This is a genomic window from Pseudoblastomonas marina, from assembly GCF_014641655.1.
GTDB lineage: Bacteria > Pseudomonadota > Alphaproteobacteria > Sphingomonadales > Sphingomonadaceae > Alteriqipengyuania_A > Alteriqipengyuania_A marina.
This window is the reverse complement of sequence record NZ_BMID01000001.1, coordinates 1,261,882-1,286,743: the sequence shown is the minus strand read 5'-3', so window position 1 is coordinate 1,286,743 and position 24,862 is coordinate 1,261,882. Positions and strand designations below refer to the sequence as shown.

Genomic DNA, 24,862 nt, shown 5'->3' with positions numbered 1-24,862 from the left:
GCGCGCGGACGCAGGTTCCCGTCCGTGGCGTGGTCACCGCGGGATATCGACGAAATCGAGGCGCTGCATCGCGTCCATTTGCGGGCCGGCGAAACGCTCGGGAACTGCGGCGGTTCTGAGCATCCAGGCCATGACGTCGACATCGTCTTCCTCTAGCAGGGCTTCGAACCAGGCGAGCTCGGCTTCGCCCCAGCCATCGGCATAGCGATCGAAGAACCCGCCGAAGGTGTAATCGGCCTCGCGCGTGCCGCGATGCCACGCGCGGAATTTCGCCTTGGCGAAGCGCTGGGTAAGGTCGGTCGGTTCGGACATGGAGAGGGCTCCTAGCTAAGCCTTCGCGACTTGGATAGGGGAGGAGAAATGCGGCCCGAAATCCTCAATCCGATCTTTGCGGAAGTCAGCACGCTCGAGGGCGTCGGGCCCAAGCTTGCCAAGCCGCTCGACCGGCTCGGCCTGGCGAAGGTCAAGGACGTGGCCTACCACCTGCCCGAACGCTTCGTGGAACGCCGTGCGGTCGCCGATCTCGACGAGGCGAGCGAGGGCGAGCAGATCGTCATCGCGCTCACCCCGACCGAGCACCGCGCCTCGCGCAACGGGCGCGGACCGTACCGGGTGCTGGCGCAGGATGCGAAGGGCAATATCTGCGCGCTGACCTATTTCGGGCGTGCTTCGTACACCGCGAAGAAATTGCTGCCGGTAGGCGAGCAGCGCTGGATCGCCGGACGGCTCGATCGCTACGGCGACATGCTGCAGATCGTCCACCCCGATCATGTCGCGGAGAAGGCCGATGCGCTGTCGGGCAAGCAGGTCGAGCCGGTCTATCGCCTCGCCGAGGGTCTGACCCAGCCGCGCGTGGCGAGCCTCGTCGAACAGTCGCTCGCGCTGGTGCCCGAGCTTCCCGAATGGATCGAACCGGGCAAGGCCGACGGCGAGGGTTGGCCCGCCTGGCGCGACGCGCTCCATCTCGCGCATCGCGGCCCGCACGAGAAGGCGCGCGACCGGCTCGCCTATGACGAACTGCTCGCCAATGCGCTCGCGCTGATGTTGGTGCGCGCCGACAACCGCAAGCGCAAGGGCGCGCCATTGAAGGGCGATGGGAGCTTGCGCGACAAGTTGCAGTTGCCGTTCCCGCTGACCGGCGCGCAGACCCGCTCGATCGCCGAGATCGAGGGCGACCTCCAGCAGGAATCGCCGATGCTGCGATTGCTCCAGGGCGATGTCGGCTCGGGCAAGACGGTGGTCGCCTTGGAAGCGATGCTGGTCGCGGTCGAGGCGGGGGCGCAGGCGGCCTTGCTCGCGCCCACCGAGATTCTCGCACGCCAGCATTTCGAGACGCTCCGCGATATGGCGCGGCCGACCGGGGTCGAGATCGCGCTGCTCACCGGGCGCGACAAGGGCAAGGCGCGCGAGAGCATTTTGATGGGCCTGCTCGATGGCAGCATCGACATCGTCGTCGGCACCCACGCGATCTTCCAGGACAGCGTTTTGTACAAGAACTTGGCCTTCGTGGTGATCGACGAGCAACATCGCTTCGGGGTGGGCCAGCGGCTGATGCTCGCGCGCAAGGGAAAGCGCACCCCGCACACGCTGGCGATGACCGCGACCCCGATCCCGCGCACGCTCACCCTCGCGCAGTATGGCGAGATGGACGTCTCGCGGCTCGACGAGCTTCCGCCGGGCCGCCAGGCGATCGACACGCGGGTCATTTCCGCCGAGCGGTTGTCCGAAGTCGCCGATGGGGTCGCGCGGCATATCGCCAGCGGCCGGCAGGCCTATTGGGTCTGCCCGATGGTCCGCGAAAGCGAGACCGAGGACATCGCCGCCGCCGAGCAGCGCTATGCGAGCCTCAAGGCGCGTTTCGACGATGATATCGTGCTCGTCCACGGCCAGCTTCGCCCTGAGGAAAAAGACGCGGCGATGGAGCGCTTCGCGTCCGGCGAGGCGAAAGTCCTCGTCGCGACCACCGTGATCGAGGTCGGGGTGGACGTGCCCAATGCCACGCTGATGGTGATCGAACAGGCCGAGCGCTTCGGGCTTGCCCAGTTGCACCAATTGCGCGGACGTGTCGGGCGCGGATCGGAGAAATCGGTCTGCCTGCTGTTGCGCGGCGAGGCGCTGTCCGAGACGGGCCGCGAACGGCTCGCGTTGATGCGCGAGACGCAGGACGGGTTCCGCCTCGCAGAGGAAGACCTGCGACTGCGCGGCGGCGGCGAATTGCTGGGGACACGGCAATCGGGCGAGGAAGCCTTCCGCATCGCCGATCTCGAACAGATCACGCGGCTGCTGCCCGCCGCGCACGACGATGCGCGCCTGCTGATGGAGCGCGATGGCGGCCTCACCGGCAAGCGCGGCGAGGCGGCGCGGATCCTGCTCTACCTGTTCGAGCGCGACTGGGGGGTGCAACTCTTGCGCGGCGGGTAGGAATCGCGCAGCATCGGCAAAGGGGGAGTTAGTCCATGGCAAGTCCACGACTTTTTGCGCCCGATCCGATCGATCTGGCGGATCCGTCGCCTTACACCGCATTGCCCTATTACGCGCACATCGTGATCGGCCTGTTGGCCTTCGTGGCGATCGGCGTCGCACTTTGGGCGAGGAAGGGAAGCAGTCTCCATATCGGCGCAGGAAAGGTCTATCTCCTGTCGCTGATCGTGGTGGGGTTCAGTTCGGCGGCGATGCTGGCCGTAGCCTTCGTCCCACCCCTGATGCTGGCCGCAGTCGCCGGCCTGTATGCGGCAATTTCTTCTTGGCTCGCGCTTCAGAAATCGCGGCAATGGGTAGTGGTCGCGGAAGCGGGGCTCGCGATCGCACAAGTCGCGGCGTTGGTCGTCTTCCTGTCATTCGCAATTCCCGCGATTCGTGGAGGGGCGGTGCCGGCTCCCGCGATCGCGGTTCTCTGCGTCATTCCAGCGCTCCTCCTATTGGGGGATATCCGGTACTTCCTTCGCTATAAGGAGCGCGAGAAATTGCGCCTGGGGCGCCATCTCTCGCGCATGATCTGGGCTGTGGTCGTAACGATCCGCGCACCCTTGGTGGAAGTCGTCGCCGCGGGGCTGCCTTTCCCGCAACCCTTGCTGGTAGTGGGGCCGATCATCCTGGGCTTCGGGCTGATCTGGTATTTTTCGCGGAAGTACCGCGTGCCAGCGGCCTTCGTAATCTGATCTTGAGCAAGGTTGCGTTGCGGCTGACAATCGCGCATCAACCCCGAGCTTAGGGAAGGGGGATCCATGCCGAAAATCCGCAATTTGCTGGCCAGCGCCTGCGCGCTTGCCGCCGTCGCGACGCCGCTCGCCGCGCAGGAAACGCCGATCGTATTCGAAGGCGCAACCATCATGACGATGGCGGGCGAGACGATCGAGAACGGCGCGCTGGTGATCGAGGACGGCAAGATTGTCGCGGTCGGTACTTCGGTCGATATTCCTTCCGGTGCCGAGCGGCGCGATGTGAGCGGCATGGTCATCATGCCGGGTATCGTCGACACCCATTCGCATATCGGCGGCGTGTCGGGGGCCGACAGTTCCTCGCCGATCCAGCCCGAAGTCCGTGCGATGGATTCGATCAATCCGCGCGATGCCCGCATCGCCAAGGCGCGGGCAGGGGGCGTGACGACCGCGAACGTCATGCCCGGCTCGGGTTATCTGATGAGCGGGCAGACCTTCTACATGAAGCTGCGCGACGGAGAGACGATCGAGGATATCGCCTATCTGTGGGACGACGGCACGGTGATGGGCGGCATGAAAATGGCCAACGGCACCAACCCGATCCGCAGCACGTCCGGCTTCCCGGGCACCCGCGCAAAATCCGCCGCGCTTGTCCGCACCCGTTTCGTCGCGGCGCAAGCCTATTGCGAAGGGAAGAAGGAAAAGCGCGATCTCGCCAACGAGGCGCTGTGCGAGGTGCTCGATGGCAAGCGGATCGTCCATTTCCACACCCACCGCGCGGACGACGTGATGACCGCGATGCGGCTGCGCGACGAATTCGGCTTCCGCATGGTGATCCAGCACGGGCTCGAAGCCTACAAGGTGGCCGACCGGATCGCGGCGGCGAACACGCCGGTCTCGGCGATCCTCGTCGATTCGCCCGGCGGCAAGCTTGAGGCGATGGGCGCCTCGCTGGCTGCCGGGGGTATCCTCGAGCGCGCCGGCGTGCTGACCGCGCTTCATTCGGACGACGGGATCATCGATTCGCGGTTGATGTTCCGCCAGGCGGGGCTTGCCGTTCGCGCCGGGATGACCCGCGAGGGCGCGCTGCGGGCGCTGACGGTAAACGGCGCGCGCATGCTCGGCCTCGACGACCGGGTGGGTTCGCTCGAGCCGGGCAAGGATGCCGATTTCCTGGTGCTCGATGGCGATCCGCTGTCGGTCTACACCGATATCCGCGAAACCTGGGTCGAGGGCGAAAAGCTGTTCGATCTCTCCGATCCCGAGCAGGCGATCTACGCCACCGGCGGATACGGCGCAGGAGAGGATACCATGCCCGGCGAGGTGCTCGACCACGGCGGCGACGTTCTGGGAGGCGGCCAATGAGCGCGCGTAAATTCACCATTGCCGCGGCGATCGTCGCCTCGGCGCTGTCCTCGACCGCGCTCGCGCAGGATCTCGTGATCAGGGGCGAGCGGGTCTACACCATGGCGGGCGCCGCGATAGAGAACGGCGTGGTCGTGATCGAGGACGGCAAGATCGTCGCAGTCGGGCCCGAGGCGAGCACCGAAGTCCCCGAGGGCTACGAGCAATTGAGCGCTCGGGTGGTTACGCCCGGTCTGGTCGATGCGCACACCGTCGTCGGCCTGACCGGCTATTCGAACCAGCCCGACGAGCAGGATTTCCTCGAAACCTCGAGCCCGATCCAGCCCGAACTCCGCGCGATCGACGCCTACAACCCCGACGAGCGCCTCGTCGACTGGGTGCGCGGATTTGGCGTCACTACGCTCCACACCGGGCACGGCACCGGCACGCTGATTTCCGGGCAGACGATGGTGGTCAAGACCGTCGGTCTGACCGTCGACGATGCGATGGTCGAACGCCGCGCGATGGTCGCCGGCAATCTCGGCCCCGGCGCGCTCGGCAATGGCGGCAAGGCGCCCGGCACGCGACCCAAGCAGATCGCAATGCTGCGCGAGGCGCTGCTCAAGGCGCAAGCCGCACCTGAGAAGAAGGACGAAAAGCCCAAGCGCGACCTCCAGGCCGAAGTCACGCGCGACGTGCTGGCGAAGAAGCTCCCGCTGATGATCACCGCCAATCGGGCGCAGGACATCATGGGCGCGCTCCGCCTCAAGCAAGAGTTCGACCTCGACCTGGTGATCGACGGCGCGGCAGAGGCGTATCTCCTGCTCGACGAATTGCGCGATGCCGGTGTCTCTGTGATCCTTCACCCGACCATGACGCGCCAGTTCGGCGATTATGCCAATGCGAGCTTCACCACCGCCGCGGCGTTGCGCGAGGCGGGCATCCCCTTTGCGCTGCAATCGGGTTACGAGGCCTATGTCCCGAAGACCCGCGTGGTTCTGTGGGAAGCGGGCTTCGCGGTCGGACACGGGCTCGCCTTCGAGGACGCTCTGCGCACCGTCACGATCGATGCCGCACGGATCATCGGAGTGGGCGATCGTGTCGGCTCGCTCGAACCGGGTAAGGATGGAGATATCGCAATGTTCGATGGCGATCCGTTCGAATACACGACGCGTGTAACCGGCGTGGTGATCGACGGCGTGGTGGTCAGCCGCGAGGCGAACTAGCGCGAGAGCTTGTCGGCGATGGCGCTGGCGGCCTCGGTGACCACGCGCCAGGTAAAATCGAACGCATCATCGCCCGCATAGTAGGGATCGGCGACGGTCTCGCCTTTGCGTCCCTCGATCATGTCGAGGACCAACCCCAACTCCGCCGAGCCATCGCCGGGACGGATCGCGCGCAGATTGGCGAGGTTCTTGTCGTCGAGCGCGAAGATGTGGGTGAAACGGTGGAAATCGTTAGGCACAGCCTGCCGCGCACGCAGGCCGGAAATGTCAGCGCCGTTCTCCGCCGCGCAGGCGATCGCGCGCGGATCGGGCGGGTTGCCGACATGGTAGGCGGCGGTCCCGGCCGAATCGACCTCCCAGTCGAGCCCGCGTCGGAGCAGTTCGGCCCGCATCGCACCCTCGGCCATCGGCGAGCGGCAGATATTGCCGAGGCAGACGAAGAGGATGGACGGTTGGGAAACGTCGGCCTCCCGCGCTAACGCAAGTGAAATGGTCGGGGAGAGAGGATTCGAACCTCCGGCCCCTGCCTCCCGAAGACAGTGCTCTACCAGGCTGAGCTACTCCCCGACCGAGCGCGCCGCCGGAGCGGTGCGTCGAGGCAGGCGCGCCCTATAGGAGGCACTTGGCGGGGTGGCAAGCGGGCATTTGGCGCTCTAGGACATTCGCATGGCAAGCGTCCCCGTACAGACCGATTCTCGCACCGACCCCGATCACTGGGAGTGGCAGTATCTCGACCTTATGCGCCGAATCTGGGAGCAAGGGAGCGAGCGCCAGGATCGCACCGGGGTCGGCACGCGCTCGATCATGGGAACGATGCTGCGATTCGACCTCGCCGGCGGCGCAATGCCGCTGGTCACCACCAAGCGGGTCTACTGGAAGACCGCTACGCGCGAATTGCTGTGGTTCCTCACTGGCAAAACCAATATCCGGCCGCTCGTGCTGCAGGGCGTGAAGATCTGGAACGAGTGGCCGCACGCCAATTATGTTCGCGAGACCGGCGAAGAGATCGCACTCGACGATTTCGTCGCGCGAATCGCTGAAGACCAGGAATTCGCCGCGCGCTGGGGCGATCTCGGCCCGGTCTATGGCAAGCAGTGGGTCGACTGGCCGACCTACGAGCCGGTCGGCGATGGCACTTATCGCCAAGGCCAAGGGGTGAACCAGGTCGCCGAGGTGGTTCGTTCGTTGAAGGAAAATCCGGGCAGCCGGCGGCACATCATCGAGGGCTGGAACGTCGCCGAGCTCGATTCGATGGCGCTGCCTCCGTGCCACAAGACCTACCAGTTCCAGATCGGGGAAGGGCGGCTCAACCTCGTGCTCTACCAGCGCAGCTGCGATGTCGCGCTGGGACTGCCGTTCAACCTGTGGAGCGCGGCGGCATTGCTGCGGATGATGGCGCAGCAGACCGGCTACGAACCGGGCGAACTCGTCTGGATGGGCGGCGACACCCATCTCTACCTCAACCACGCGCACCTGGTGGAGGAACAGCTCTCGCGGGTGCCAGAAGGTGCACCGGTGCTGGAACTCGCGCGCACTCCCGATAGTATTTTCGACTACAGGATCGAGGATTTCGTCGTCAGCGGCTATGCGCCGCAGGCGCCGATTGCCGCACCGGTCGCAGTCTAGGCGCGTCAACCGCGCCGCGCAGCCGGGGCTTCACAAATAGCGCGCAATAAAATAACGCGCGCCCGACATTCGCTTGCCGACTCCGGAGGACCGGGGCGGCTCCACGGGAGACCTTCATGGCCGGTAACGGCACCAACGACAGGCGCGGCAACCTGCCCCCGCTGTCGCTCCACGTTCCAGAACCCAATTTCCGTCCCGGAGACGCGGTCGATTTCTCGCATATCGGCGTGACCGAGCCGGGCGCGCAGCCGCGTCCGGACGAGGCCTGCGAGGCGGCGGAAACACACCCGCTTTGCAACGACCTGATTCGGGTGCTCGGCGACGACGACAAGGCGCACGGTCCGTGGGATCCCAAGCTCGATCCCGACACGCTGCGCCGGATGCTTCAAGCGATGGCGACCACGCGCGCCTTCGACGAACGCATGTTCCGCGGGCAGCGCCAGGGCAAGACCAGCTTCTACATGAAGTGCACGGGTGAGGAGGCGACCAGCATTTCCGCCTCGATGGCGCTGGCGGACGACGACATGGTGTTCCCGTCCTATCGCCAGCAGGGCATCCTGATCCAGCGGGGCTACCCGCTCGTCGAGATGATCAACCAGATCTACTCGAACGCGGGCGACAAGCTGAAAGGCCGCCAGCTGCCGATCATGTATTGCAGCCGCGAGCACGGTTTCTACACGATCAGCGGTAACCTCGCGACCCAGCTGCCGCAGGCGGTCGGGTACTCGATGGCCTCGGCGATAAAGGGCGATACCAGGATTGCCGCGACCTGGGTCGGCGACGGTTCGACCGCCGAGGGCGATTTCCACGCCGCCTGCACCTTCGCCAGCGTCTATCGCGCGCCGGTGATCCTCAACGTCGTCAACAACCAGTGGGCGATCTCGAGCTTCTCGGGCTTCGCCGGGGCCGAGAATGCCACATTCGCCGCGCGCGCGATCGGTTACGGCATCGCCGGGCTGAGGGTCGACGGCAACGACGCGCTTGCCTGCTATGCCGCCGAGCGGTGGGCCGCCAATCGCGCCCGCGCCAATGCCGGCCCGACGCTGATCGAGTTCTTCTCCTATCGTGCCGAAGGGCACTCCACCTCCGACGATCCCAGCGGCTATCGCAGTGCGCAGGAGCGCGAGGAATGGCCGCTCGGCGATCCCGTCATGCGTCTCAAGAAGCACCTCATCGCGCTCGGCGAGTGGGACGAAGATCGGCAGGAAGAAATGGATCGCAAGGCCGCCGAGGCGGTCAAGGCCGCGACCAAGGAAGCCGAGAAGCTCGGCACGCTCGGCCACGGCATGCACCAGCCGTTTGAGACCATGTTCGAGGATGTCTACGAAGAGATGCCCTGGCACCTGCGCGAGCAATGCGAGCAATCGCTGCGCGAAAAGGAAATCAAGTTCGGAAAAGGGGATCCGAAATGAGCGGTTCCCAGACGAAGAAGAAGCCGCAGCAGGGCGCCGACGGCGAACGCCGCCTGAACATGATCGAGGCGATCAACGACGCGCTCGACGTGATGATGGAGCGCGACGAGAACGTCGTCGTGTTCGGCGAGGATGCGGGCTATTTCGGCGGCGTGTTCCGCTGCACTGCGGGCCTGCAGGAAAAATACGGCAAGAGCCGCGCCTTCGACGCCCCGATCAGCGAATGCGGGATCATGGGCGTCGCGGTTGGGATGGGGGCCTACGGCCTGCGTCCGGTGCCCGAAATCCAGTTCGCCGACTACATCTATCCCGGCTACGACCAGATAGTCTCCGAGGCGGCGCGACTGCGCTATCGCTCGGCGGGCGAGTTCACCTCGCCGATCACGATCCGCTCGCCCTATGGCGGCGGGATCTTCGGCGGGCAGACCCACAGCCAGAGCCCCGAGGCGCTGTTCACCCACATCTCGGGCGTGAAAACGGTGATCCCGTCGACGCCGCACGATGCCAAGGGCCTGCTGATCGCTGCGATCGAGGACAACGACCCGGTGCTCTTCTTCGAGCCCAAGCGGATCTATAACGGCCCGTTCGAAGGCTATTACGACAAGCCCGCCGCGGCCTGGCGGTCGCATCCCGACAGCGCGACGCCCGAGGGCTATTACAGGATCGAGCTCGGCAAGGCGAACGTGGTCCGAGAAGGCGAGGCGCTGACCGTGCTCGCCTACGGCACCATGGTCCACGTCGCGAAGAAGGTGTGCGAGGAGAAGGGCGTCGACGCGGAAGTGATCGACCTCAGAAGCCTCGTCCCGCTCGATATCGACACGATCGAGGCTTCGGTCGAGAAGACCGGCAAGTGCCTCATCGTGCATGAGGCGAGCCGTACATCGGGCTTCGGCGCCGAGCTTTCCGCGCTGGTGCAGGAGCGCTGCTTCTACCACCTCGAAGCGCCGATCGAGCGCGTGACGGGTTTCGACACGCCCTATCCGCACAGCCTCGAATGGGCATATTTCCCCGGCCCCGTCCGCATCGGACAGGCCATCGACCGACTTTTGCAGGAGTGAGCCGCATGGGCCGCTACACATTCAACCTCCCCGACATCGGCGAAGGCATTGCCGAGGCCGAGATCGTCGATTGGCACGTCAAGGTCGGCGACACGGTCGACGAGGACGATCGCCTCGCCGACATGATGACCGACAAGGCCACCGTCGAGATGGAAAGCCCGGTCGCGGGCAAGGTGGTCGAGATTGCCGGCGAGATCGGCGATACGATCGCGATCGGCTCGATGCTGGTGGTGATCGAGACCGAAGGTGAAGTCGAGGTCGAGGAAGTGGCCGACGTCGAGCCCGCGCCCGCGCCCAAGGCGGACGAGGTCGAGGAGCGGATCGAGGTCGAGACCTCGGACGCGTCCGATGCCGACGATGCGATCGCGGCCGATCCGGAGCCCGCGCCCGCGCCGGCACCGACGCCCGCCCCCCAACCGGCCCCCGAGCCGACCAACCAAACCAAAGTCCTCGCGTCTCCGGCGGTTCGCGCTCGCGCCAAGGATCTCGGCGTCGATCTCGGGCAGGTGAAGCCCGCCGAAGACGGCCGCATCCGCCACGGCGATCTCGACGCGTTCCTGTCCTACAATGGTGGCTATTCGGCCGGGAAGGCGCGCGCCGACGAGGAAAAGAAGGTCATCGGCATGCGCCGCCGCATCGCCGAGAACATGTCCGCCTCGAAGCGCAACATCCCGCATTTCACCTATGTCGAGGAAGTCGATGTCACCGCGATGGAGGAGCTGCGCGCGCAGCTCAACGCGAACAAGGGCGACAAGCCCAAGCTCACCATGCTGCCGCTGCTGATCAGTGCGATCTGCCAGACGATTCCCGATTTCCCGATGATCAATGCGCGTTACGACGACGAGGGCGGCGTGGTGACGCGCCACGGTTCGGTCCACCTCGGCATGGCGACGCAGACCGATGCCGGGCTGATGGTGCCGGTGATCAAGGACGCGCAGTCGAAGAACCTGTGGCAGCTCGCCAACGAAATCCTGCGCCTCGCGGAGGCCGCGCGCGACGGGAAGGCGAAGTCCGACGAACTGTCGGGCTCGACGCTCACCATCACCTCGCTCGGCCCGCTGGGCGGGGTCGCGACGACGCCGGTCATCAACCGGCCCGAAGTCGCGATCATCGGCCCGAACCGGATCGTCGAGCGCCCGATGTTCGTGAAGGGCCCCGACGGCACAGAACGGATCGAGAAGCGCAAGCTGATGAACATCTCGATCAGCTGCGACCACCGCGTCGTCGATGGCTGGGACGCGGCAAGCTTCATCCAGCAACTCAAGCGGTTGATCGAGGCCCCGGCCAACATCCTCGCGAGCTGACGCGCATGAAAACCGACCCGCGGATCGACGACTATATCGAGAAAGCGGGCAGTTTCGCGCAGCCCATCCTGCGCCACCTTCGCATGCTCTGGCAGCAAGCGCTGCCCGAGGGCGAGGAGGGCGTGAAATGGGGCATGCCGCATGTCATGATGGGCGGCAGGAATGTCGCCGGGATGGCGGCGTTCAAGGCGCATTGCGCGATGATCATCCATCCCGAATCGTCGACCGCGGAAGGGATGGGCCAGCTGGGCAAGATTCGCGCGCTGGAAGACCTGCCGGCCGATCGAGAGCTCGTTGTCCGGCTGCAGCAGGCAGCCGGCGCTGTGAAAGCCGGGCGCAAGCCCGCAGCAAAGCCCAAGCCCGCGATTCCCATGCCCGACGATTTCGCCACCGCACTCGATCGGGCCGAAGGCGCGCGCCAGGCGTGGGACGGATTCACCGACGCGCAGCGGCGCGACTATCTCGCCTGGATCATCGGGGCCAAGCGCGAGGCGACTCGAGCGAAGCGAATCGCGACCGCCTGCGAATGGATCGGCGAGGGCAAGAAGCGCAACTGGAAGTACGAAAACTGCTGATTCCAGCACGCTCCGACGCCCCGATACGGGGATAGGTGATTTTTCCCGATTTCGTTCGTTGACAAGGGTCCGCCTGCGCCGTAGTGGCGCGGCTCCCAAGTGGCTACGCGGGTGTAGCTCAGTTGGTTAGAGTGTCGGCCTGTCACGCCGAAGGTCGCGGGTTCAAGTCCCGTCACTCGCGCCACTTGGGGATTTTCTCCATCGCATGATTGTCCTTGCGCCAGCCCCTCGGGGCCTGCGATGAGGCGCGTCGAACATGCTATCGGAGACCGTTCCTTGCTGACCCTGCACCATCTCGAATATTCGCAGAGCTTCCGTATCCTCTGGCTGCTCGAGGAGCTCGAGGCGGATTACAATCTCCGCAAGTACGACCGCGATCCGGAAACGCGGCTCGCCCCGACCGAGCTCAAGGAATTGTCGCCGCTCGGCACCGCACCCGTCATCACCGATGACGAGGGGCTGGTGCTCGCCGAGAGCAATGCGGTGATCGACCATATCCTCGATTCGCATCCCGACAGCACGCTGCGCCCCGGTGCGGGCGATCCGACGCGACCCGACTACCTGTTCTGGTTCCACGCCGGGAACGGGAGCCTGATGCCGATGCAGTTCATGAACGGCATCCTGACGGTTATGACCGCGCGCACGCCGGCGCTGCTGCGCCCGGTGGTGAAGAAGGTAACGGGTAAGGTGCGCGAGATGCTCGTCCAGCCGCGCCTCAAGGCGATCTTCGATCAGATGGAAGCCGATCTTGGCCCCAATGAGTGGCTTGCCGGCGACAAGCTCACCGCAGCCGACATCACGCTGAGCTATTCGATCTTTTCGGCGGAAGCGCAGGGGCGCATCGGGGCCGACCGACCGAACATCCGCCGCTGGCTCCAGCAGGTCCGCGATCTGCCCTCGTTCCAGCGCGCAACCGAAAAGGATGGCCGCGAAACGATGGTCTTCAGCTTCTAGGCGGGTGGATGCTGCCCGTTTCCATCCAGATCAGGAAACGGCGCAGGGGCACGAGCCACAGCACGCCGAGCACCAGGTACACCAAGGTCTGCAAAAGCGCGTTCCAGCCTTCGATCGCGGGGGCGATCCAGGTCGCGATCGCGATCCCGTACAGTGCCAGCGCGAGCAGCAGGCCGAGGATCCCGATCGGGATGCGCCAGGTCGGCTCGGTCCGCATCAGCCGCGCTCGTAAATCTTGGTGGGGGTGACGACGAAATCGAGATGCTGGTCGTGCTCGTCCAGCGGGAGGCTTTCGACCACCTGCGCATCCCACGCCATGCCGATCGCGATCGTATCGCGGTTCTTCGCCAGCCAGCGGTCGTAATGCCCGCCGCCGCGCCCGATCCGGTCGCAATTCGCGGTGAAGCCCAGTCCGGGCACGAAGATCACGTCGGGGATCATCTCGGCCGCGTCGGAAGTCGGCTGCACGCCGCCGAACGGATCCTTCTCGAGCTCGTCCTCGTCGAACGGGTCCTTCCATTCGCGAAAGGTGATCCCGTCGCGTGCATGCGCGGCCCACGGCAGCGCGAGCTTGTGCCCGCGCTCGTGGAAGAACTCGGCATAGCGGATCGTCGGCGCCTCTGTGGTGCGCGAGCGATAGAAACCGATCGACGCGTCCTTGGGTAGTTTCTTCACCAGCACTTCGGGCGGGCGCAGGAAGCGCAGCGCGGCAGTGCCCTCGTCATGGCTCTCGAATTCCGCGCGGCGGATCTGGCGCATGCGGTTGCGGGTCGCGTCTTTCGTGTCCAACTGCTTCGTCCCCCCTGAAATCGGTAGCGGCGGAGCCACCATGGGTCGTTTGCCGTGAAATCCACTGACGCCAAAACGTCAGGTGGGCGCCGTTTACCCCGATCCCACGGCCGAACCGGTGGATCAGGGCAGGGACAGCTCCCTAGGATTGCTTATAGCCTCAGGGATATTCGGTCGGCTCGTTCCGGGCAGCCCCGCCTGGTGCGGTATTTAGGTATTCGGCGCCGCCTGCTCAAGCCGCGATGCGAGGCTTTCGAGCCGGTTGGCGATCGAATCCAGCGTTTCGTCGCTTGCCGCGGGCGTGCCGCCGCCCTTCGGCGCTGCGCTCTTCACCTCGTCGGCGAGCAGGAGCGAGGCGAACAGCAGCATTTCGGACGGCGAACGGTTGTCGACATTGGCCTCGCGCACCTTGTCGTCGATCATTGCGCCGAGCTTGCGGATCTGGTCTTCCTGCCCGTCGCGGCAGCCGACGCGGAAATCGCGACCGCCGATCGAAAGGGTGACGTTGCTCACTTGCCGTTCCCTTCCGAGGCATCGGCGATCAGCGCATCGATATCGCCCAGGGCCTGGCTCACTTCCTCGCGCAGGGCGTCGTGCTGGGTGGCGAGGAGATCGCGCTCGGCGAGCCGCTTGGGCAGGGCGGATTCGATCCGCGCCAGCGCGGCGTCGATCCGGGATAGCGCATGCGAAGAGCTGTCCATCCTTCCCGGCTAGTCCCTTTGTCGGGCAAAGCAAGGGCTTGGCGGCTTTTGGTGAGGACTTATCCCAAGAAACGCGTCGCCAGCGCGCTTGACGTGCCCCGGCACCGTTGCAAGGGGAGACCGCGCACGCGACTCACGCCGACCTCCCGGAGCCGACCAACATATGAGCCTCGATCCTTCCCGCCTCGCGCCGATGGCCGATGCGATCCGCGCCCTGTCCATGGATGCAGTACAGGCGGCGAATTCCGGCCATCCGGGTATGCCGATGGGCATGGCCGACGTGGCGACGGTGCTGTGGTCGAAATTCCTCAAATTCGATCCCTCGGCCCCCGACTGGGCTGATCGCGATCGCTTCGTGCTGAGCGCGGGCCACGGCTCGATGCTGATCTACAGCCTGCTCCACCTGTCGGGCTACGAACGTCCGACGATGGACGACATCCGCAATTTCCGGCAACTCGGCAGCCCCTGCGCCGGGCACCCGGAAAACTTCCTGCTCGATGGCGTCGAATGCACCACCGGCCCGCTGGGGCAGGGCCTCGCGATGGCGGTGGGCATGGCGATGGCCGAACGCCACCTCAATGCCGTGTTCGGCGACGAGCTGGTCGATCACCGTACCTGGGTGATCGCGGGCGACGGCTGCCTGATGGAAGGCATCAACCACGAGGCGATCGGGCTTGCCGGACATCACGGCCTCGGACGCCTCAACGTCCTGTTCGACAGCAATGCGATCACCATCGACGGCTCGACCGACCTGTCGACCTGCGAGGACATCCCCGCGCGCTACCGCGCCACCGGATGGCACGTGGTCGAGTGCGATGGCCACGATTTTGCCGAGATCGAACAGGCGCTGGCTGCGGCGCGCGACGAGACCACCAAGCCGTCGCTGGTCGTGTGCAAGACCGTTATCGGGAAGGGCGCGCCCAACAAGCAGGGCACTGCCGCGACCCACGGCGCGCCGCTGGGCGACGACGAGATCGCCGCCGCGCGCGAGGAACTGGGCTGGAACCACCCTCCGTTCGAGATCCCGCAGGATATCCGCGACGACTGGCGCGCCACCGGAGAGGCGGGCAAGTCCGCGCATGGCGAGTGGAAACAACGCCTCTCGGGCCACGCCATGGCGAACGAATTCGAGCGCCGGATGGCAGGTGAATTGCCCGACATGGGCGAAATCGAAAAGGCGTTCGCCGCTTGGCTCGACGACGACCAGAAGGTCGCCACTCGCAAGGCCTCGCAGATGGCGCTCGAGGTGATCAACCCGCTGGTGCCCGAGACGATTGGCGGCAGCGCCGATTTGACCGGTTCGAACAACACCAAGGCGGGCGAAATCGGTCCGTTCACCGCCGACGATTACTCTGGCCGCTACCTCTATTGGGGCATCCGCGAATTCGGTATGTCGGCGGCGATGAACGGCATGGCGCTGCATGGCGGGGTGATCCCCTATGGCGGCACCTTCCTGATCTTCAGCGATTATTGCCGCAACGCGATCCGTCTCTCCGCGCTCCAGCAGACGCGCGTGATCTACGTGATGACGCATGACAGCATCGGGCTCGGCGAAGACGGGCCCACGCATCAGCCGATCGAGCAGGTGATGAGCCTGCGCCTGATCCCCAATCTCAACGTCTTCCGCCCGGCCGACGTGATCGAAACCGCCGAGTGCTGGCAGCTCGCGCTGCAAGACAAGTACACGCCCTCGGTGCTGTGCCTGTCGCGCCAGGGCCTGCCGCAGGTCCGTCATGATGGCGATATGCTATCGGCGAAGGGCGCCTATCGCCTCAAGGCTGCCGATGCCGATCGCAAGGTGATCCTGATCGCGACCGGTTCGGAAGTGGCGCTCGCGCTCGACACCGCCAAGGCGCTCGAGGAGAAGGGCGTCGGCGCGGACGTGATCTCGATGCCCTCGATGGAACTGTTCGAGCAGCAGGACGAGGCTTACAAGGCCGACCTCCTGCCCGATGCAGCACCAAGCGAAATCCTGCGCGTTTCGATCGAGGCCGGCGCGACTTTGGGCTGGGAACGCTACACGATGGCGAACGGCCTCCAGATCGGTCTCGACCGTTTCGGCGCCTCCGCGCCCGCGGGCGACCTGTTCGAGAAATTCGGTTTCACCGTGGACGCGATCGTCCCGCAAATCATGAACAAACTCAAAGCCTAATCAGGAGTTATTCACATGGCGACCAAGGTTGCAATCAACGGTTTCGGGCGCATCGGTCGCCTTGTCGCGCGCGCGATCCTCGAGCGTGACGATCACGATCTCGAACTGGTCAGCATCAACGATCTCGCCGACACCAAGTCGAACGCGCTGCTGTTCCAGTACGACAGCACCCATGGCCGCTTCCCCGGCAGCGTCGACGTCGATGGCGATCACCTCGTCGTGAACGGCAAGAAGATCGCCGTCACCAGCGAGCGCGATCCGGGCAACCTCCCGCATGGCGAGCAGGGCATCGACATCGTGCTCGAATGCACCGGCTTCTTCCAGAGCCACGAAGCTGCCGAACCGCACCTCAAGGCGGGCGCGAAGCGTGTGCTGATCTCGGCCCCGGCGAAGAACGTCTCGGCCACGATCGTCTACGGCGTGAACCACGACACGCTGACCAGCGAAGACGTGATCGTGTCGAACGCCAGCTGCACCACCAACTGCCTGTCGCCGGTCGCCAAGGTGCTGCACGACACTGTCGGGATCGAGCGCGGCTTCATGACCACGATCCATTCCTACACCAACGACCAGCGCATGCTCGACCAGATGCATGGCGACATGCGCCGGGCGCGCGGCGGGGCCCAGAACATGATCCCGACCACCACCGGCGCCGCCCGCGCGGTCGGCCTCGTCCTGCCCGAACTCGCCGGCAAGCTTGACGGCTCCTCGGTGCGCGTCCCGACGCCGAATGTCAGCCTCGTCGACCTCGTCTTCACCCCCGGCCGCGACACCAGCGCCGAGGAACTGAACGCCGCGCTCAAGGCCGCGTCCGAAGGCGCGATGAAGGGCGTGCTCGACTACACCGACCAGCCGCTCGTCAGCAGCGACTTCAACCACTATCCGGCCAGCTCGACGGTCGACAGCCTCGAAACCAGCGTGATGGAAGGCAAGCTCGCCCGCGTCGTCAGCTGGTACGACAACGAGTGGGGCTTCTCGAACCGCATGATCGACACCGCCGGCGTGATGGCGGGGCTGATCTAGGCCCTATCGTCACCGCGGCGCAGGCCGGGGTCCAGACGGCAGGTGTCGCACGGTCCAGACTGGATTCCGGCATTTGCCGGAATGACGGAGTAAATGATGGCGCAGTTCAAAACCCTCGACGATCTCGGTGACATCGCCGGCAAGGTCGCGCTCGTGCGCGTCGATCTCAACCTGCCGATGAAGGACGGGCGCGCGACCGACCTCACCCGGGTGAAGGCGGTCGCGCCCACGATCCTCGAACTTTCGGACAAGGGGGCGAAGGTCCTGCTGCTCGCGCATTTCGGACGACCGAAGGGCATGCGCCACTCGACGCTCTCGACCAGCTTCGTGCAGGACGATGTCGAGGACGTGCTGGGCAAGGAGGTGATGTTCATCTCCGAGGTCGGCGGACCGGTGGTCGAACAATCGATCGGCATCCTGCGCAACGGCGATATCGGCCTGCTCGACAATGTCCGGTTCTGGCCGGGCGAAGAGGCGAACGATTCCGAATTCGCCGGGGCGATGGCCGAACATGCGGACCTTTACGTCAACGATGCGTTCTCGGCGGCGCATCGCGCGCACGCCTCGACCGAGGGGCTCGCGCACCTGCTGCCCGCCTATGCAGGCCGCGCGATGGAGGCCGAACTCAAGGCGCTCGACGCTGCGCTCGGTTCGCCGGAAACGCCGGTCGCGGCGGTGGTTGGCGGGGCCAAGGTCTCGACCAAGCTCGCCGTGCTCGAAAACCTCGTCCACAAGGTCCAGCACCTGATCATCGGTGGGGGCATGGCGAACACATTCCTCGCCGCCCGCGGGGTGAATGTCGGCAAGTCGCTGTGCGAGCACGACCTCACCGATACCGCCAACGCGATCATGGACGCGGCCGACCAGGCGGGCTGCACCGTGCACCTGCCTTACGATGTCGTGGTGGCGAAGGAATTCGCGGCCAATCCGCCCAGCAAGCGGGTCTGCAACGTCCACGAAGTCGGCGCCGACGAGATGATTCTCGATATCGGCCCGCTCGCGGTCGAGGCGCTCGCCGACGTGCTCAAGACCTGCCGCACGCTGGTCTGGAACGGTCCGCTCGGCGCGTTCGAGACCGAGCCCTTCGACGAGGCCACCGTCGCGCTGGCCAAGACCGCCGCGGCGCTAACGCAGGACGGATCGCTGATCTCGGTCGCAGGCGGTGGCGACACCATCGCCGCGCTCGCGCATGCAGGGGTCGAGAGCGAGTTCACCTACGTTTCGACTGCCGGTGGCGCGTTCCTCGAATGGATGGAAGGCAAGACCCTGCCCGGGGTGGCCGCGCTGAAAGGCTGACCCGATGAACCGCCGCGATCTCTTTCCCACCCCGTTCGCTGCGGACACGCTCAAGAGCCCCGAAGGCATCGCCGAGCTGCGCCGTTCGATCGAGGCGGAGCGGGCGCGCGACGCGAACGGGGTCCAGATTTCGAATGTCGGCGGGTGGCATTCGAACACCAACATGATCGACTGGGGCGGCGAGGCGGCGCGCGCGCTCGCCTACAAGGCGATGACGATGGCCGACGAACTCACCATCGACAGCAAGTCACCCCATGCCACGCGCTATGGCTGGGTGCCCGAGATGTGGGCCAATGTTAGCGTCGCGGGCAACGCCAACCAGTATCACTACCACCCCGGCAGTTTCTGGTCGGCGGTCGCCTATATCGACGACGGGTATGAGGGCGACGACGACCCGGCGCTCGGCGGGGAGCTGCAATTGCTCGACCCGCGCATGCCGATGGTCCGGATGACCGCGCCCGACCTGCGTCTCGCCGACAGCGAAGGCGCTCAGATGGCGAACGAGGTCTCGCTGCGTCCGAGCTCGGGCCAGATCGTGATTTTCCCCAGCTGGCTCCAGCACGCGGTGCGCCCGTTCCACGGCAAGGGCACCAGGATCTCGATTGCGATCAACCTGATCGCCGCGCTCAAGAAACCGCATTAGGCGTTAGCGATAGTCCGGATTGGGTGCGTCGAAGCGGCGGCCCTCGTTCCACAGGTCGACCGAATTGCCGTGGCAGGGAATCCCGCCTGCATCCTTGAGCATGCGCGCCATGTGGAGCAGGTTCCAGGTCGCGAAGGTGGCATTGCGGCGGGTGAAATCGTTGTCGAAACCGACATAGCCGTCTCCGTCTTCCTTCGCGTCGCCATAGCTGGGTCCGGGGCCGGCTTCGCCGATCCAGCCGGCATCGGCCTGTGGCGGGATCGTGTAGCCGACATGCTGGAGCGAATAGAGCAGGCCCATGCCGACATGCTTGATGCCGTCCTCGTTGCCGGTGACGATGCACCCGGCAACCTTGCCATAGAACGCGTATTGCCCCTTGTCGTTGGTCTCCCCGGACTGGGCGTAGAGCCGTTCGATCAGGCGCTGACAGACCGACGACTTCTCGCCCAGCCAGATTGGCGTGCCGACGATCAGGATGTCGGCCGCTTTCACCTTCTTCCATATCTCGGGCCAGTCGTCTCGCTCGGCGCCGTGATCGGTCATGTCGGGATAGACGCCCGGGGCGATGTCGTGGTCGACCAGCCGCACCTGTTCGAGGTCGACCCCGTTCCTGACGAGGATCGTCTCGGGGATGCCGAGCAGCTTGTCTGTATGCGACCCCTCGGGTGACGGCTTGAGCGTGCAGTTGATCGTCAGCGCGCGGAGATCGGAGAAGTCGGTCCGGTTTTCGGCGCAGAGCCGTTCCTGGATGTCGTCGAGCATTCGAAGCCTCGCGTCCTGGGTGTTCCCAATTGGTACGCGCGAGCCGCGGAAAAGTTACATGTGAACGTTCTCGGCACATTGCCGCCACGGGGCGTGCTGGGTAGAGCGCGGGCAGCTTTTCACCGAGGACGACGCGTGCGCGAGGCGCATGGGAAAGGGACATCCATGAATTTCGACGAGATGAAACAGCGCATGGCGACGGGTAAGGGCTTCATTGCCGCGCTCGACCAGTCGGGCGGTTCGACGCCCAAGGCGCTGGCTGCCTACGGCGTGGCCGAGGACGAGTGGGACGGCGAGGAAGAAATGTTCGCGCAGATCCACAAGATGCGCTGCCGGATCGTCGACTCCCCGAGCTTCTCGAACGGCAAGGTGCTCGGCGCGATCCTGTTCGAGAAGACCATGAACGGGTGTTCGGGCGACGGCTCGCCGATCCCCGAACTGCTCGCACGTCGCGGTGTCGTGCCGTTCCTCAAGGTCGACAAGGGCATGCATGACGAGGAAAACGGCGCGCAGCTGATGAAGCCGATGCCAACCCTCGACGAGGATTGCGCGCGTGCGAAGGAACTCGGCGTGTTCGGCACCAAGATGCGCTCGGTCATCCACGAGGCGAACGAGGACGGCGTCGCCGCCAACATCGCGCAGCAGATGGATTTCGGCCTCCAGATTCTCTCGAACGGCCTTGTCCCGATCCTCGAGCCCGAAGTCAGCCTCAAGAGCGGCAGCCGCGCGCAGGCCGAGGCGCTGGTGCTGTCCAACGCCCTCGACCAGTTGAACCGTGTGCCGGAAGGCCAGCAGGTGATGTGGAAGCTCACCATCCCGGCCGAACCGAACCTTTACCAGCCGCTGATCGACCACCCCAAGGTGCTGCGCGTGGTCGCGCTGTCGGGCGGCTACAGCCGCGAAGAGGCGTGCCGCGAACTGGCCAAGAACGACGGCATGATCGCCAGCTTCAGCCGCGCGCTGCTCGAAGTGCTCAATGCCAAGATGGACGACCAGCAGTTCGACCAGGCGCTTGGCAACGCGATCGACGAGATCGCCTGCGCCAGCACCGGCGACTAATTGTCGTCGAAAGCGAACCGGTAGTTCGCGACCGGGATCTGCCGTTCCGCCTGGCGCTCGGGAAGGACCGAGGTCAGGCGGACGGTTTCGCCGCGGATGGTGTAGGGCTCGCCCGGTTCGAGCTCGACCGTCTGGCGCCAGCCGATCCCGTCGAGCCGGGTTTCGAGGACCGCGCGCCCGGCCTGGATGCAGCGTGCGTTTTCGGGGCAGCGGCTGTCTTCGATCAGGCGCATCGGCGTCACCACGAGCCCGTTCGACACCCAGACGGGCTGGTTGAACGGGACCAGCGCGCCCTTGGCCGCGATCTCGCGGTCCGAGCTGACGATGGGCGAGGGCGGGACGACCGCGCAGGCCGCGAGGCTCAGGGCGGCGGATGGCGCGGCGAACAGGGCGAGTGTCTTCATCGCGCCGAGATAACACCGCTACAAATGACGCATGCATGAATATCGACGAACGGCATCGCGTGCGTTAGCAGCGCTCGCATGTCCGATTGCCAACTCTATCTCATCTCGCCGCTCGACGTCGGCGGCGACTTCCCCCAGCGGCTCGAACGCGCAGTCCAGGCCGGGCCGGTCGCCGCGTTCCAGTTCCGGGTCAAGGATATCGACCAGCACGAGGCCGCGCGGCTCGCCGAGCCGTTGCAGGCGATCTGCGCCGCGCACGAAGTCGCCTTCGTGGTCAACGACGACGTCTCGCTCGCCAAGCGGCTCGGCGCCGACGGGGTTCACCTGGGGCAGGGCGACGGCGACGTGCGCGAGGCGCGCGAACGACTGGGCCGCGAGGTCCAGATCGGGGTGACCTGCCATGCCAGTCGCCACCTCGCGCTCGAAGCCGGAGAGGCGGGGGCGGATTACGTCGCCTTCGGTGCGTTTTTCCCGAGCCAGACGAAGGAGAGCGAGCACCGGCCCGAACTCTCCTTGCTCGAATGGTGGTCCGAAATGGTCGAGATCCCGAGCGTCGCGATCGGCGGGATCACGCCCGACAATTGCGCGCCGCTGATCGAGGCAGGGGCCGATTTCCTCGCCGTCAGCCATGCGGTCTGGAGCGGCGACGAGGTCGCGGCGGTGGAGGCCTTCGCGGCGAAGCTGCGCTAGGCCCGCGCTCTCTGGCGCGGGCCGCGAACCGCCGCTAGGGTCCGCGCCATGAGCACCCTCGATCGCATCGTCACCATCCTCGTCACCGCGACGCTCGTTTCGGCGGGCTGGATCGTCGCCTGGCCCTCGGTCTTCGGCGAGGGCGAGAGCATTCTCGATGTTCGCAGCACCGCAAGCGATTCGAAGGGGCCGACAGGCGGCGATGCGCCACCTGCGGGAGACGCCATGCCCGCACCCGAAGACGTCCCCGATATCGCCGATCGACGTCCCGCGCCGCTCGCCCCGGGCGAGCTGGTGGTGCCGGTGCAAGGGATCGCGGCAGACGAGCTCATAGATACGTTCGCGCAGGCCCGCGAAGGCGGCATTCGGCGGCACGACGCGATCGACATCATGGCTCCGCGGGGGACACCCGTGCTCTCCGCCAGCGCCGGGACGGTCGAGAAACTGTTCGACAGTCGCAAGGGCGGGCTCACCGTCTACATCCGCGCGCCAGGCGGCGAACGAATGCACTATTACGCGCATCTCGATGCCTATGCCGACGACCTGCGCGAGGGCCAGCAGGTGCGTGCGGGCGATCCGATCGGCGCCGTCGGATCGAGCGGCAATGCCCGGCCCGACGCCCCGCACCTCCACTATGCGATCATGGAACTCTCGCCCGACGACGACTGGTGGGAGGGGACGCCGATCAATCCCTACCCGCTGCTGACCGGAAACTAGTTCGCCGGTCGGCGCAGGCAGCGCACCGGGGTCAGCGAGCCTTCTTCGATCTCGCGGATGCTGTCGTCCCCGGTCACGCGGAAATTGCGGCCCCTGAACGGCCCGCTGGTCATCGTCACCCGGTCGCCGAGACGCAGGTAGATGCCGATGTCGTCGCCGACGCGGTAGCGCGAGCCGCGGATCGTCTCGAAATCGAGCGCCGGGCGGACCTCGCGCGCGTCGCCGCTGGCAATGCCGGGTACCGCGCAGGACCAGTATCCGCGCAGCAGGACCGACAATTGCCCGGCGGCGCGTTCCTGCGCCGGGGCGACCGGTGCGAGCAGCATGGCGGACAGGGCCGCGATCGAGAGGATGAGGCGTTGATACATCGGATCGGCTCGTAGCAGCTTCCCCCGCTTGCCGCCACAGCGCCCAGCGGCTAGAGGCGCGCCACACAGCGCAGCGCGCGAACCCCATTCCATACGAAGGCGAACCCCCATGAAGATCAGCGGCGTCGATATCCGCCCCGGCAACATCATCGAATACGAAGGCGGCATCTGGAAGGTCGCCAAGATCCAGCACACCCAGCCGGGTAAGGGCGGGGCCTACATGCAGGTCGAGATGAAGAACCTGCAGGACGGCCGCAAGACCAACGTGCGCTTCCGCAGCGCCGACACGGTCGAAAAGGTGCGCCTCGACACCAAGGACTACCAGTTCCTCTATGAAGAGGGCGACATGCTCGTCTTCATGGACACCGACACATACGAGCAGATCAACCTGCCGTCGGACCTGCTCGGCGATGCGCGCCCGTTCCTCCAGGACGGGATGACCGTGCAGCTCGAACTGTGGGAAGAAAAGCCGATCTCGGTCCAGCTTCCGAGCCAGATCGAGGCCGAAATCGTAGAGGCCGACGCGGTGGTGAAGGGGCAGACTGCCTCTTCCAGCTACAAGCCCGCCGTGCTCGACAACGGCGTGCGCATCATGGTTCCGCCGCATATCGAAAGCGGCACCCGGATCGTGGTCGACGTCTACGAGCAGAGCTACGTCGGGAAGGCCGGGTAAGCCGCCATGCCCGTACTCCCCGGTATCATCCGCGTCATGGAAAAGGCCGCGCGCAAGGCGGGCGGCCGGTTGCGCCGCGACTTCGGCGAGGTCGAGCACCTCCAGGTCAGCCGCAAGGGCCCCGCGGACTTCGTCTCCAAAGCCGACACGCGCGCCGAACGCGCGTTGTGGGACGAATTGAAGCATGCGCGCCCCGACTGGGGCTTCGTGCTCGAGGAATCGGGCGAGATCGAAGGCGATCCCGACAAGCCGCGTTTCATCATCGACCCGCTCGACGGCACCAGCAATTTCCTCCACGCGATCCCGCATTTCGCGATCTCGATCGCGGTGCAGGAGCCCAAGCTGGGCGGCGGCGGTTGGGGCGAAGTCACCAGCGGCATCGTCTACAACCCGATCACCGACGAAACCTTCTGGGCCGAGAAATCGAACGGCGCGTGGCTGCATGACGGACGCCTGCGGGTCTCGAACCGCAAGCGGCTCGACGAGGCGCTGATCGCCACCGGTATTCCCTTTGCGGGCGCCGGCGATCCGGCCGAATGGAGCGCGATCTACAATCGCCTCGCCCCCGAAATCGCCGGGATCCGCCGGTTCGGCGCCGCCTCGCTCGATCTCGCCTGGCTCGCCGCGGGACGCTTCGACGCGTTCTGGGAAACCGGGCTCAAGCCGTGGGACACCGCGGCGGGCTGCCTGCTGGTGCGTGAAGCGGGCGGGTTCGTGTCCGACTATCGCGGTCGCTCGCTGCCGATCTGCGACCAGGAAGTGCTCGCGGGCAACGACACGCTTCATTCCAAGGTGCACAAGCTCGTCGTCGATGCACGCAGGAAGCTGGCGAGTTCGGCAGGTTGACCGTCATCCCCGCGAAGGCGGGGATCCAGCGAAGCACCTCGCTGCACCGCTCTGGATTCCCGCATCCGCGGGAATGACGATT

The 24,862-nt window shown here is 65.7% G+C and carries 28 protein-coding genes, 2 tRNA genes and 1 other RNA gene; 20 read left to right on the top strand and 11 right to left on the bottom strand.

Translation table 11 applies throughout. The features are described 5' to 3' along the window. Positions 1–33: 33 nt before the first annotated feature. Positions 34–312, bottom strand: a complete 279-nt coding sequence (locus IEW49_RS06245) for an FAD assembly factor SdhE (protein WP_188641870.1) — start codon at positions 310–312, stop codon at positions 34–36. Positions 313–360: 48 nt separating this feature from the next. On the opposite strand from IEW49_RS06245, the gene recG reads away from it, so the two are divergent. The 4 genes from recG (at position 361) to IEW49_RS06225 (ending at position 5,728) form a co-directional block, all read left to right on the top strand. Further along, positions 361–2,421, top strand: a complete 2,061-nt coding sequence (gene recG, locus IEW49_RS06240; protein ID WP_188641869.1) for an ATP-dependent DNA helicase RecG — start codon at positions 361–363, stop codon at positions 2,419–2,421. Between the two features lie 35 nt (positions 2,422–2,456). Then, on the top strand, positions 2,457–3,158 hold the full coding sequence (locus IEW49_RS06235) for a DUF2306 domain-containing protein (RefSeq protein WP_188641868.1): 702 nt from the start codon (positions 2,457–2,459) through the stop codon (positions 3,156–3,158). Positions 3,159–3,224: 66 nt separating this feature from the next. Continuing rightward, positions 3,225–4,523, top strand: coding sequence for an amidohydrolase family protein (locus IEW49_RS06230; RefSeq protein WP_188641867.1), 1,299 nt, complete (start codon positions 3,225–3,227; stop codon positions 4,521–4,523). Next, complete coding sequence (locus IEW49_RS06225) at positions 4,520–5,728, top strand: amidohydrolase family protein (protein WP_188641866.1); 1,209 nt, start codon at positions 4,520–4,522, stop codon at positions 5,726–5,728. Before IEW49_RS06230 ends, IEW49_RS06225 begins: the two co-directional genes overlap by 4 nt. Here the strand turns inward: IEW49_RS06225 and IEW49_RS06220 are convergent. Together IEW49_RS06220 and IEW49_RS06215 are read right to left on the bottom strand one after the other, a co-directional pair. Further along, a complete protein-coding gene (locus tag IEW49_RS06220; RefSeq protein ID WP_268235645.1) occupies positions 5,725–6,219 on the bottom strand; it encodes a low molecular weight protein-tyrosine-phosphatase in 495 nt (164 codons plus the stop codon). The genes IEW49_RS06225 and IEW49_RS06220 overlap by 4 nt on opposite strands. Further along, positions 6,219–6,295: transfer RNA gene (locus tag IEW49_RS06215), tRNA-Pro, on the bottom strand. The genes IEW49_RS06220 and IEW49_RS06215 overlap by 1 nt, the downstream gene beginning before the upstream one ends. Positions 6,296–6,394: 99 nt before the next feature. Here IEW49_RS06215 and thyA point away from each other — a divergent pair. The 7 genes from thyA to IEW49_RS06180 all read left to right on the top strand — a co-directional run bounded on the left by thyA (position 6,395) and on the right by IEW49_RS06180 (position 12,657). Next, positions 6,395–7,354, top strand: a complete 960-nt coding sequence (gene thyA, locus IEW49_RS06210; protein ID WP_188641864.1) for a thymidylate synthase — start codon at positions 6,395–6,397, stop codon at positions 7,352–7,354. 116 nt (positions 7,355–7,470) lie between these two features. Next, positions 7,471–8,766, top strand: a complete 1,296-nt coding sequence (locus IEW49_RS06205) for a 3-methyl-2-oxobutanoate dehydrogenase (2-methylpropanoyl-transferring) subunit alpha (RefSeq protein ID WP_188641863.1) — start codon at positions 7,471–7,473, stop codon at positions 8,764–8,766. Next, the gene (locus tag IEW49_RS06200) at positions 8,763–9,824 is read left to right on the top strand and encodes an alpha-ketoacid dehydrogenase subunit beta (protein ID WP_188641862.1); all 1,062 of its coding nucleotides are present in this window, start codon (positions 8,763–8,765) and stop codon (positions 9,822–9,824) included. The genes IEW49_RS06205 and IEW49_RS06200 overlap by 4 nt, the downstream gene beginning before the upstream one ends. A 5-nt stretch (positions 9,825–9,829) precedes the next feature. Further along, positions 9,830–11,128 (top strand): dihydrolipoamide acetyltransferase family protein, encoded by a 1,299-nt coding sequence (locus IEW49_RS06195; RefSeq protein WP_188641861.1) that lies wholly within the window; start codon positions 9,830–9,832, stop codon positions 11,126–11,128. 5 nt (positions 11,129–11,133) lie between these two features. Beyond that, entirely contained in the window at positions 11,134–11,703 is a 570-nt protein-coding gene (locus tag IEW49_RS06190) for a YdeI/OmpD-associated family protein (RefSeq protein WP_188641860.1), read from the top strand. A gap of 107 nt (positions 11,704–11,810) precedes the next feature. Further along, positions 11,811–11,887, top strand: a tRNA-Asp gene (locus tag IEW49_RS06185). 92 nt (positions 11,888–11,979) lie between these two features. After that, on the top strand, positions 11,980–12,657 hold the full coding sequence (locus IEW49_RS06180) for a glutathione S-transferase family protein (RefSeq protein WP_188641859.1): 678 nt from the start codon (positions 11,980–11,982) through the stop codon (positions 12,655–12,657). Here the strand turns inward: IEW49_RS06180 and IEW49_RS06175 are convergent. From IEW49_RS06175 to IEW49_RS06160, 5 genes are all read right to left on the bottom strand, one after another. After that, positions 12,647–12,874 (bottom strand): DUF2842 domain-containing protein, encoded by a 228-nt coding sequence (locus tag IEW49_RS06175; RefSeq protein ID WP_188641858.1) that lies wholly within the window; start codon positions 12,872–12,874, stop codon positions 12,647–12,649. The two genes, IEW49_RS06180 and IEW49_RS06175, sit on opposite strands and share 11 nt — an antisense overlap. Further along, the gene (locus tag IEW49_RS06170; protein WP_229658105.1) at positions 12,874–13,446 is read right to left on the bottom strand and encodes a 5-formyltetrahydrofolate cyclo-ligase; all 573 of its coding nucleotides are present in this window, start codon (positions 13,444–13,446) and stop codon (positions 12,874–12,876) included. The genes IEW49_RS06175 and IEW49_RS06170 overlap by 1 nt, the downstream gene beginning before the upstream one ends. Positions 13,447–13,474: 28 nt before the next feature. Then, a non-coding RNA gene (gene ssrS, locus IEW49_RS13245) (6S RNA) lies at positions 13,475–13,644 on the bottom strand. A gap of 12 nt (positions 13,645–13,656) precedes the next feature. Beyond that, positions 13,657–13,959, bottom strand: coding sequence for a cell division protein ZapA (locus IEW49_RS06165; protein WP_188641856.1), 303 nt, complete (start codon positions 13,957–13,959; stop codon positions 13,657–13,659). Then, positions 13,956–14,147 (bottom strand): hypothetical protein, encoded by a 192-nt coding sequence (locus tag IEW49_RS06160; protein ID WP_188641855.1) that lies wholly within the window; start codon positions 14,145–14,147, stop codon positions 13,956–13,958. The genes IEW49_RS06165 and IEW49_RS06160 overlap by 4 nt, the downstream gene beginning before the upstream one ends. 163 nt (positions 14,148–14,310) lie before the next feature. Between IEW49_RS06160 and tkt the strand changes: the two genes are divergently transcribed. The 4 genes from tkt (at position 14,311) to IEW49_RS06140 (ending at position 19,261) form a co-directional block, all read left to right on the top strand. Continuing rightward, positions 14,311–16,299: a transketolase gene (gene tkt / locus IEW49_RS06155; protein WP_188641854.1), complete on the top strand. Its 1,989-nt coding sequence runs from the start codon at positions 14,311–14,313 to the stop codon at positions 16,297–16,299. A gap of 15 nt (positions 16,300–16,314) precedes the next feature. Further along, positions 16,315–17,322 carry a type I glyceraldehyde-3-phosphate dehydrogenase gene (gene gap / locus IEW49_RS06150; protein WP_188641853.1) on the top strand — a complete coding sequence of 336 codons (1,008 nt, stop codon included), beginning with the start codon at positions 16,315–16,317 and terminating at the stop codon, positions 17,320–17,322. A 96-nt stretch (positions 17,323–17,418) separates the two neighbouring features. Beyond that, positions 17,419–18,618, top strand: a complete 1,200-nt coding sequence (locus IEW49_RS06145; protein ID WP_188641852.1) for a phosphoglycerate kinase — start codon at positions 17,419–17,421, stop codon at positions 18,616–18,618. Positions 18,619–18,622: 4 nt separating this feature from the next. Beyond that, on the top strand, positions 18,623–19,261 hold the full coding sequence (locus IEW49_RS06140; protein WP_188641851.1) for a 2OG-Fe(II) oxygenase family protein: 639 nt from the start codon (positions 18,623–18,625) through the stop codon (positions 19,259–19,261). 3 nt (positions 19,262–19,264) lie between these two features. Here the strand turns inward: IEW49_RS06140 and IEW49_RS06135 are convergent, their stop codons facing one another. Further along, positions 19,265–20,023 (bottom strand): flavodoxin family protein, encoded by a 759-nt coding sequence (locus tag IEW49_RS06135; RefSeq protein ID WP_188641850.1) that lies wholly within the window; start codon positions 20,021–20,023, stop codon positions 19,265–19,267. 165 nt (positions 20,024–20,188) lie between these two features. On the opposite strand from IEW49_RS06135, the gene IEW49_RS06130 reads away from it, so the two are divergent. After that, entirely contained in the window at positions 20,189–21,082 is an 894-nt protein-coding gene (locus IEW49_RS06130; RefSeq protein ID WP_188641849.1) for a fructose bisphosphate aldolase, read from the top strand. On the opposite strand, the gene IEW49_RS06125 is transcribed toward IEW49_RS06130, so the two are convergent. Next, positions 21,079–21,486, bottom strand: a complete 408-nt coding sequence (locus tag IEW49_RS06125; RefSeq protein WP_188641848.1) for a hypothetical protein — start codon at positions 21,484–21,486, stop codon at positions 21,079–21,081. The genes IEW49_RS06130 and IEW49_RS06125 overlap by 4 nt on opposite strands. A gap of 78 nt (positions 21,487–21,564) precedes the next feature. On the opposite strand from IEW49_RS06125, the gene thiE reads away from it, so the two are divergent. Together thiE and IEW49_RS06115 are read left to right on the top strand one after the other, a co-directional pair. Further along, the gene (gene thiE / locus IEW49_RS06120) at positions 21,565–22,176 is read left to right on the top strand and encodes a thiamine phosphate synthase (protein WP_188641847.1); all 612 of its coding nucleotides are present in this window, start codon (positions 21,565–21,567) and stop codon (positions 22,174–22,176) included. A gap of 48 nt (positions 22,177–22,224) precedes the next feature. Then, positions 22,225–22,893 (top strand): M23 family metallopeptidase, encoded by a 669-nt coding sequence (locus tag IEW49_RS06115; RefSeq protein WP_188641846.1) that lies wholly within the window; start codon positions 22,225–22,227, stop codon positions 22,891–22,893. Here IEW49_RS06115 and IEW49_RS06110 read toward each other — a convergent pair. Next, positions 22,890–23,261 (bottom strand): hypothetical protein, encoded by a 372-nt coding sequence (locus IEW49_RS06110; RefSeq protein ID WP_188641845.1) that lies wholly within the window; start codon positions 23,259–23,261, stop codon positions 22,890–22,892. The genes IEW49_RS06115 and IEW49_RS06110 overlap by 4 nt on opposite strands. A 109-nt stretch (positions 23,262–23,370) precedes the next feature. Here IEW49_RS06110 and efp point away from each other — a divergent pair, with 109 nt between their 5' ends. Together efp and IEW49_RS06100 are read left to right on the top strand one after the other, a co-directional pair. Then, entirely contained in the window at positions 23,371–23,934 is a 564-nt protein-coding gene (gene efp, locus IEW49_RS06105; RefSeq protein WP_188641844.1) for an elongation factor P, read from the top strand. Positions 23,935–23,940: 6 nt separating this feature from the next. Beyond that, the gene (locus IEW49_RS06100; RefSeq protein WP_188641843.1) at positions 23,941–24,780 is read left to right on the top strand and encodes an inositol monophosphatase family protein; all 840 of its coding nucleotides are present in this window, start codon (positions 23,941–23,943) and stop codon (positions 24,778–24,780) included. Positions 24,781–24,862: the final 82 nt, after the last annotated feature.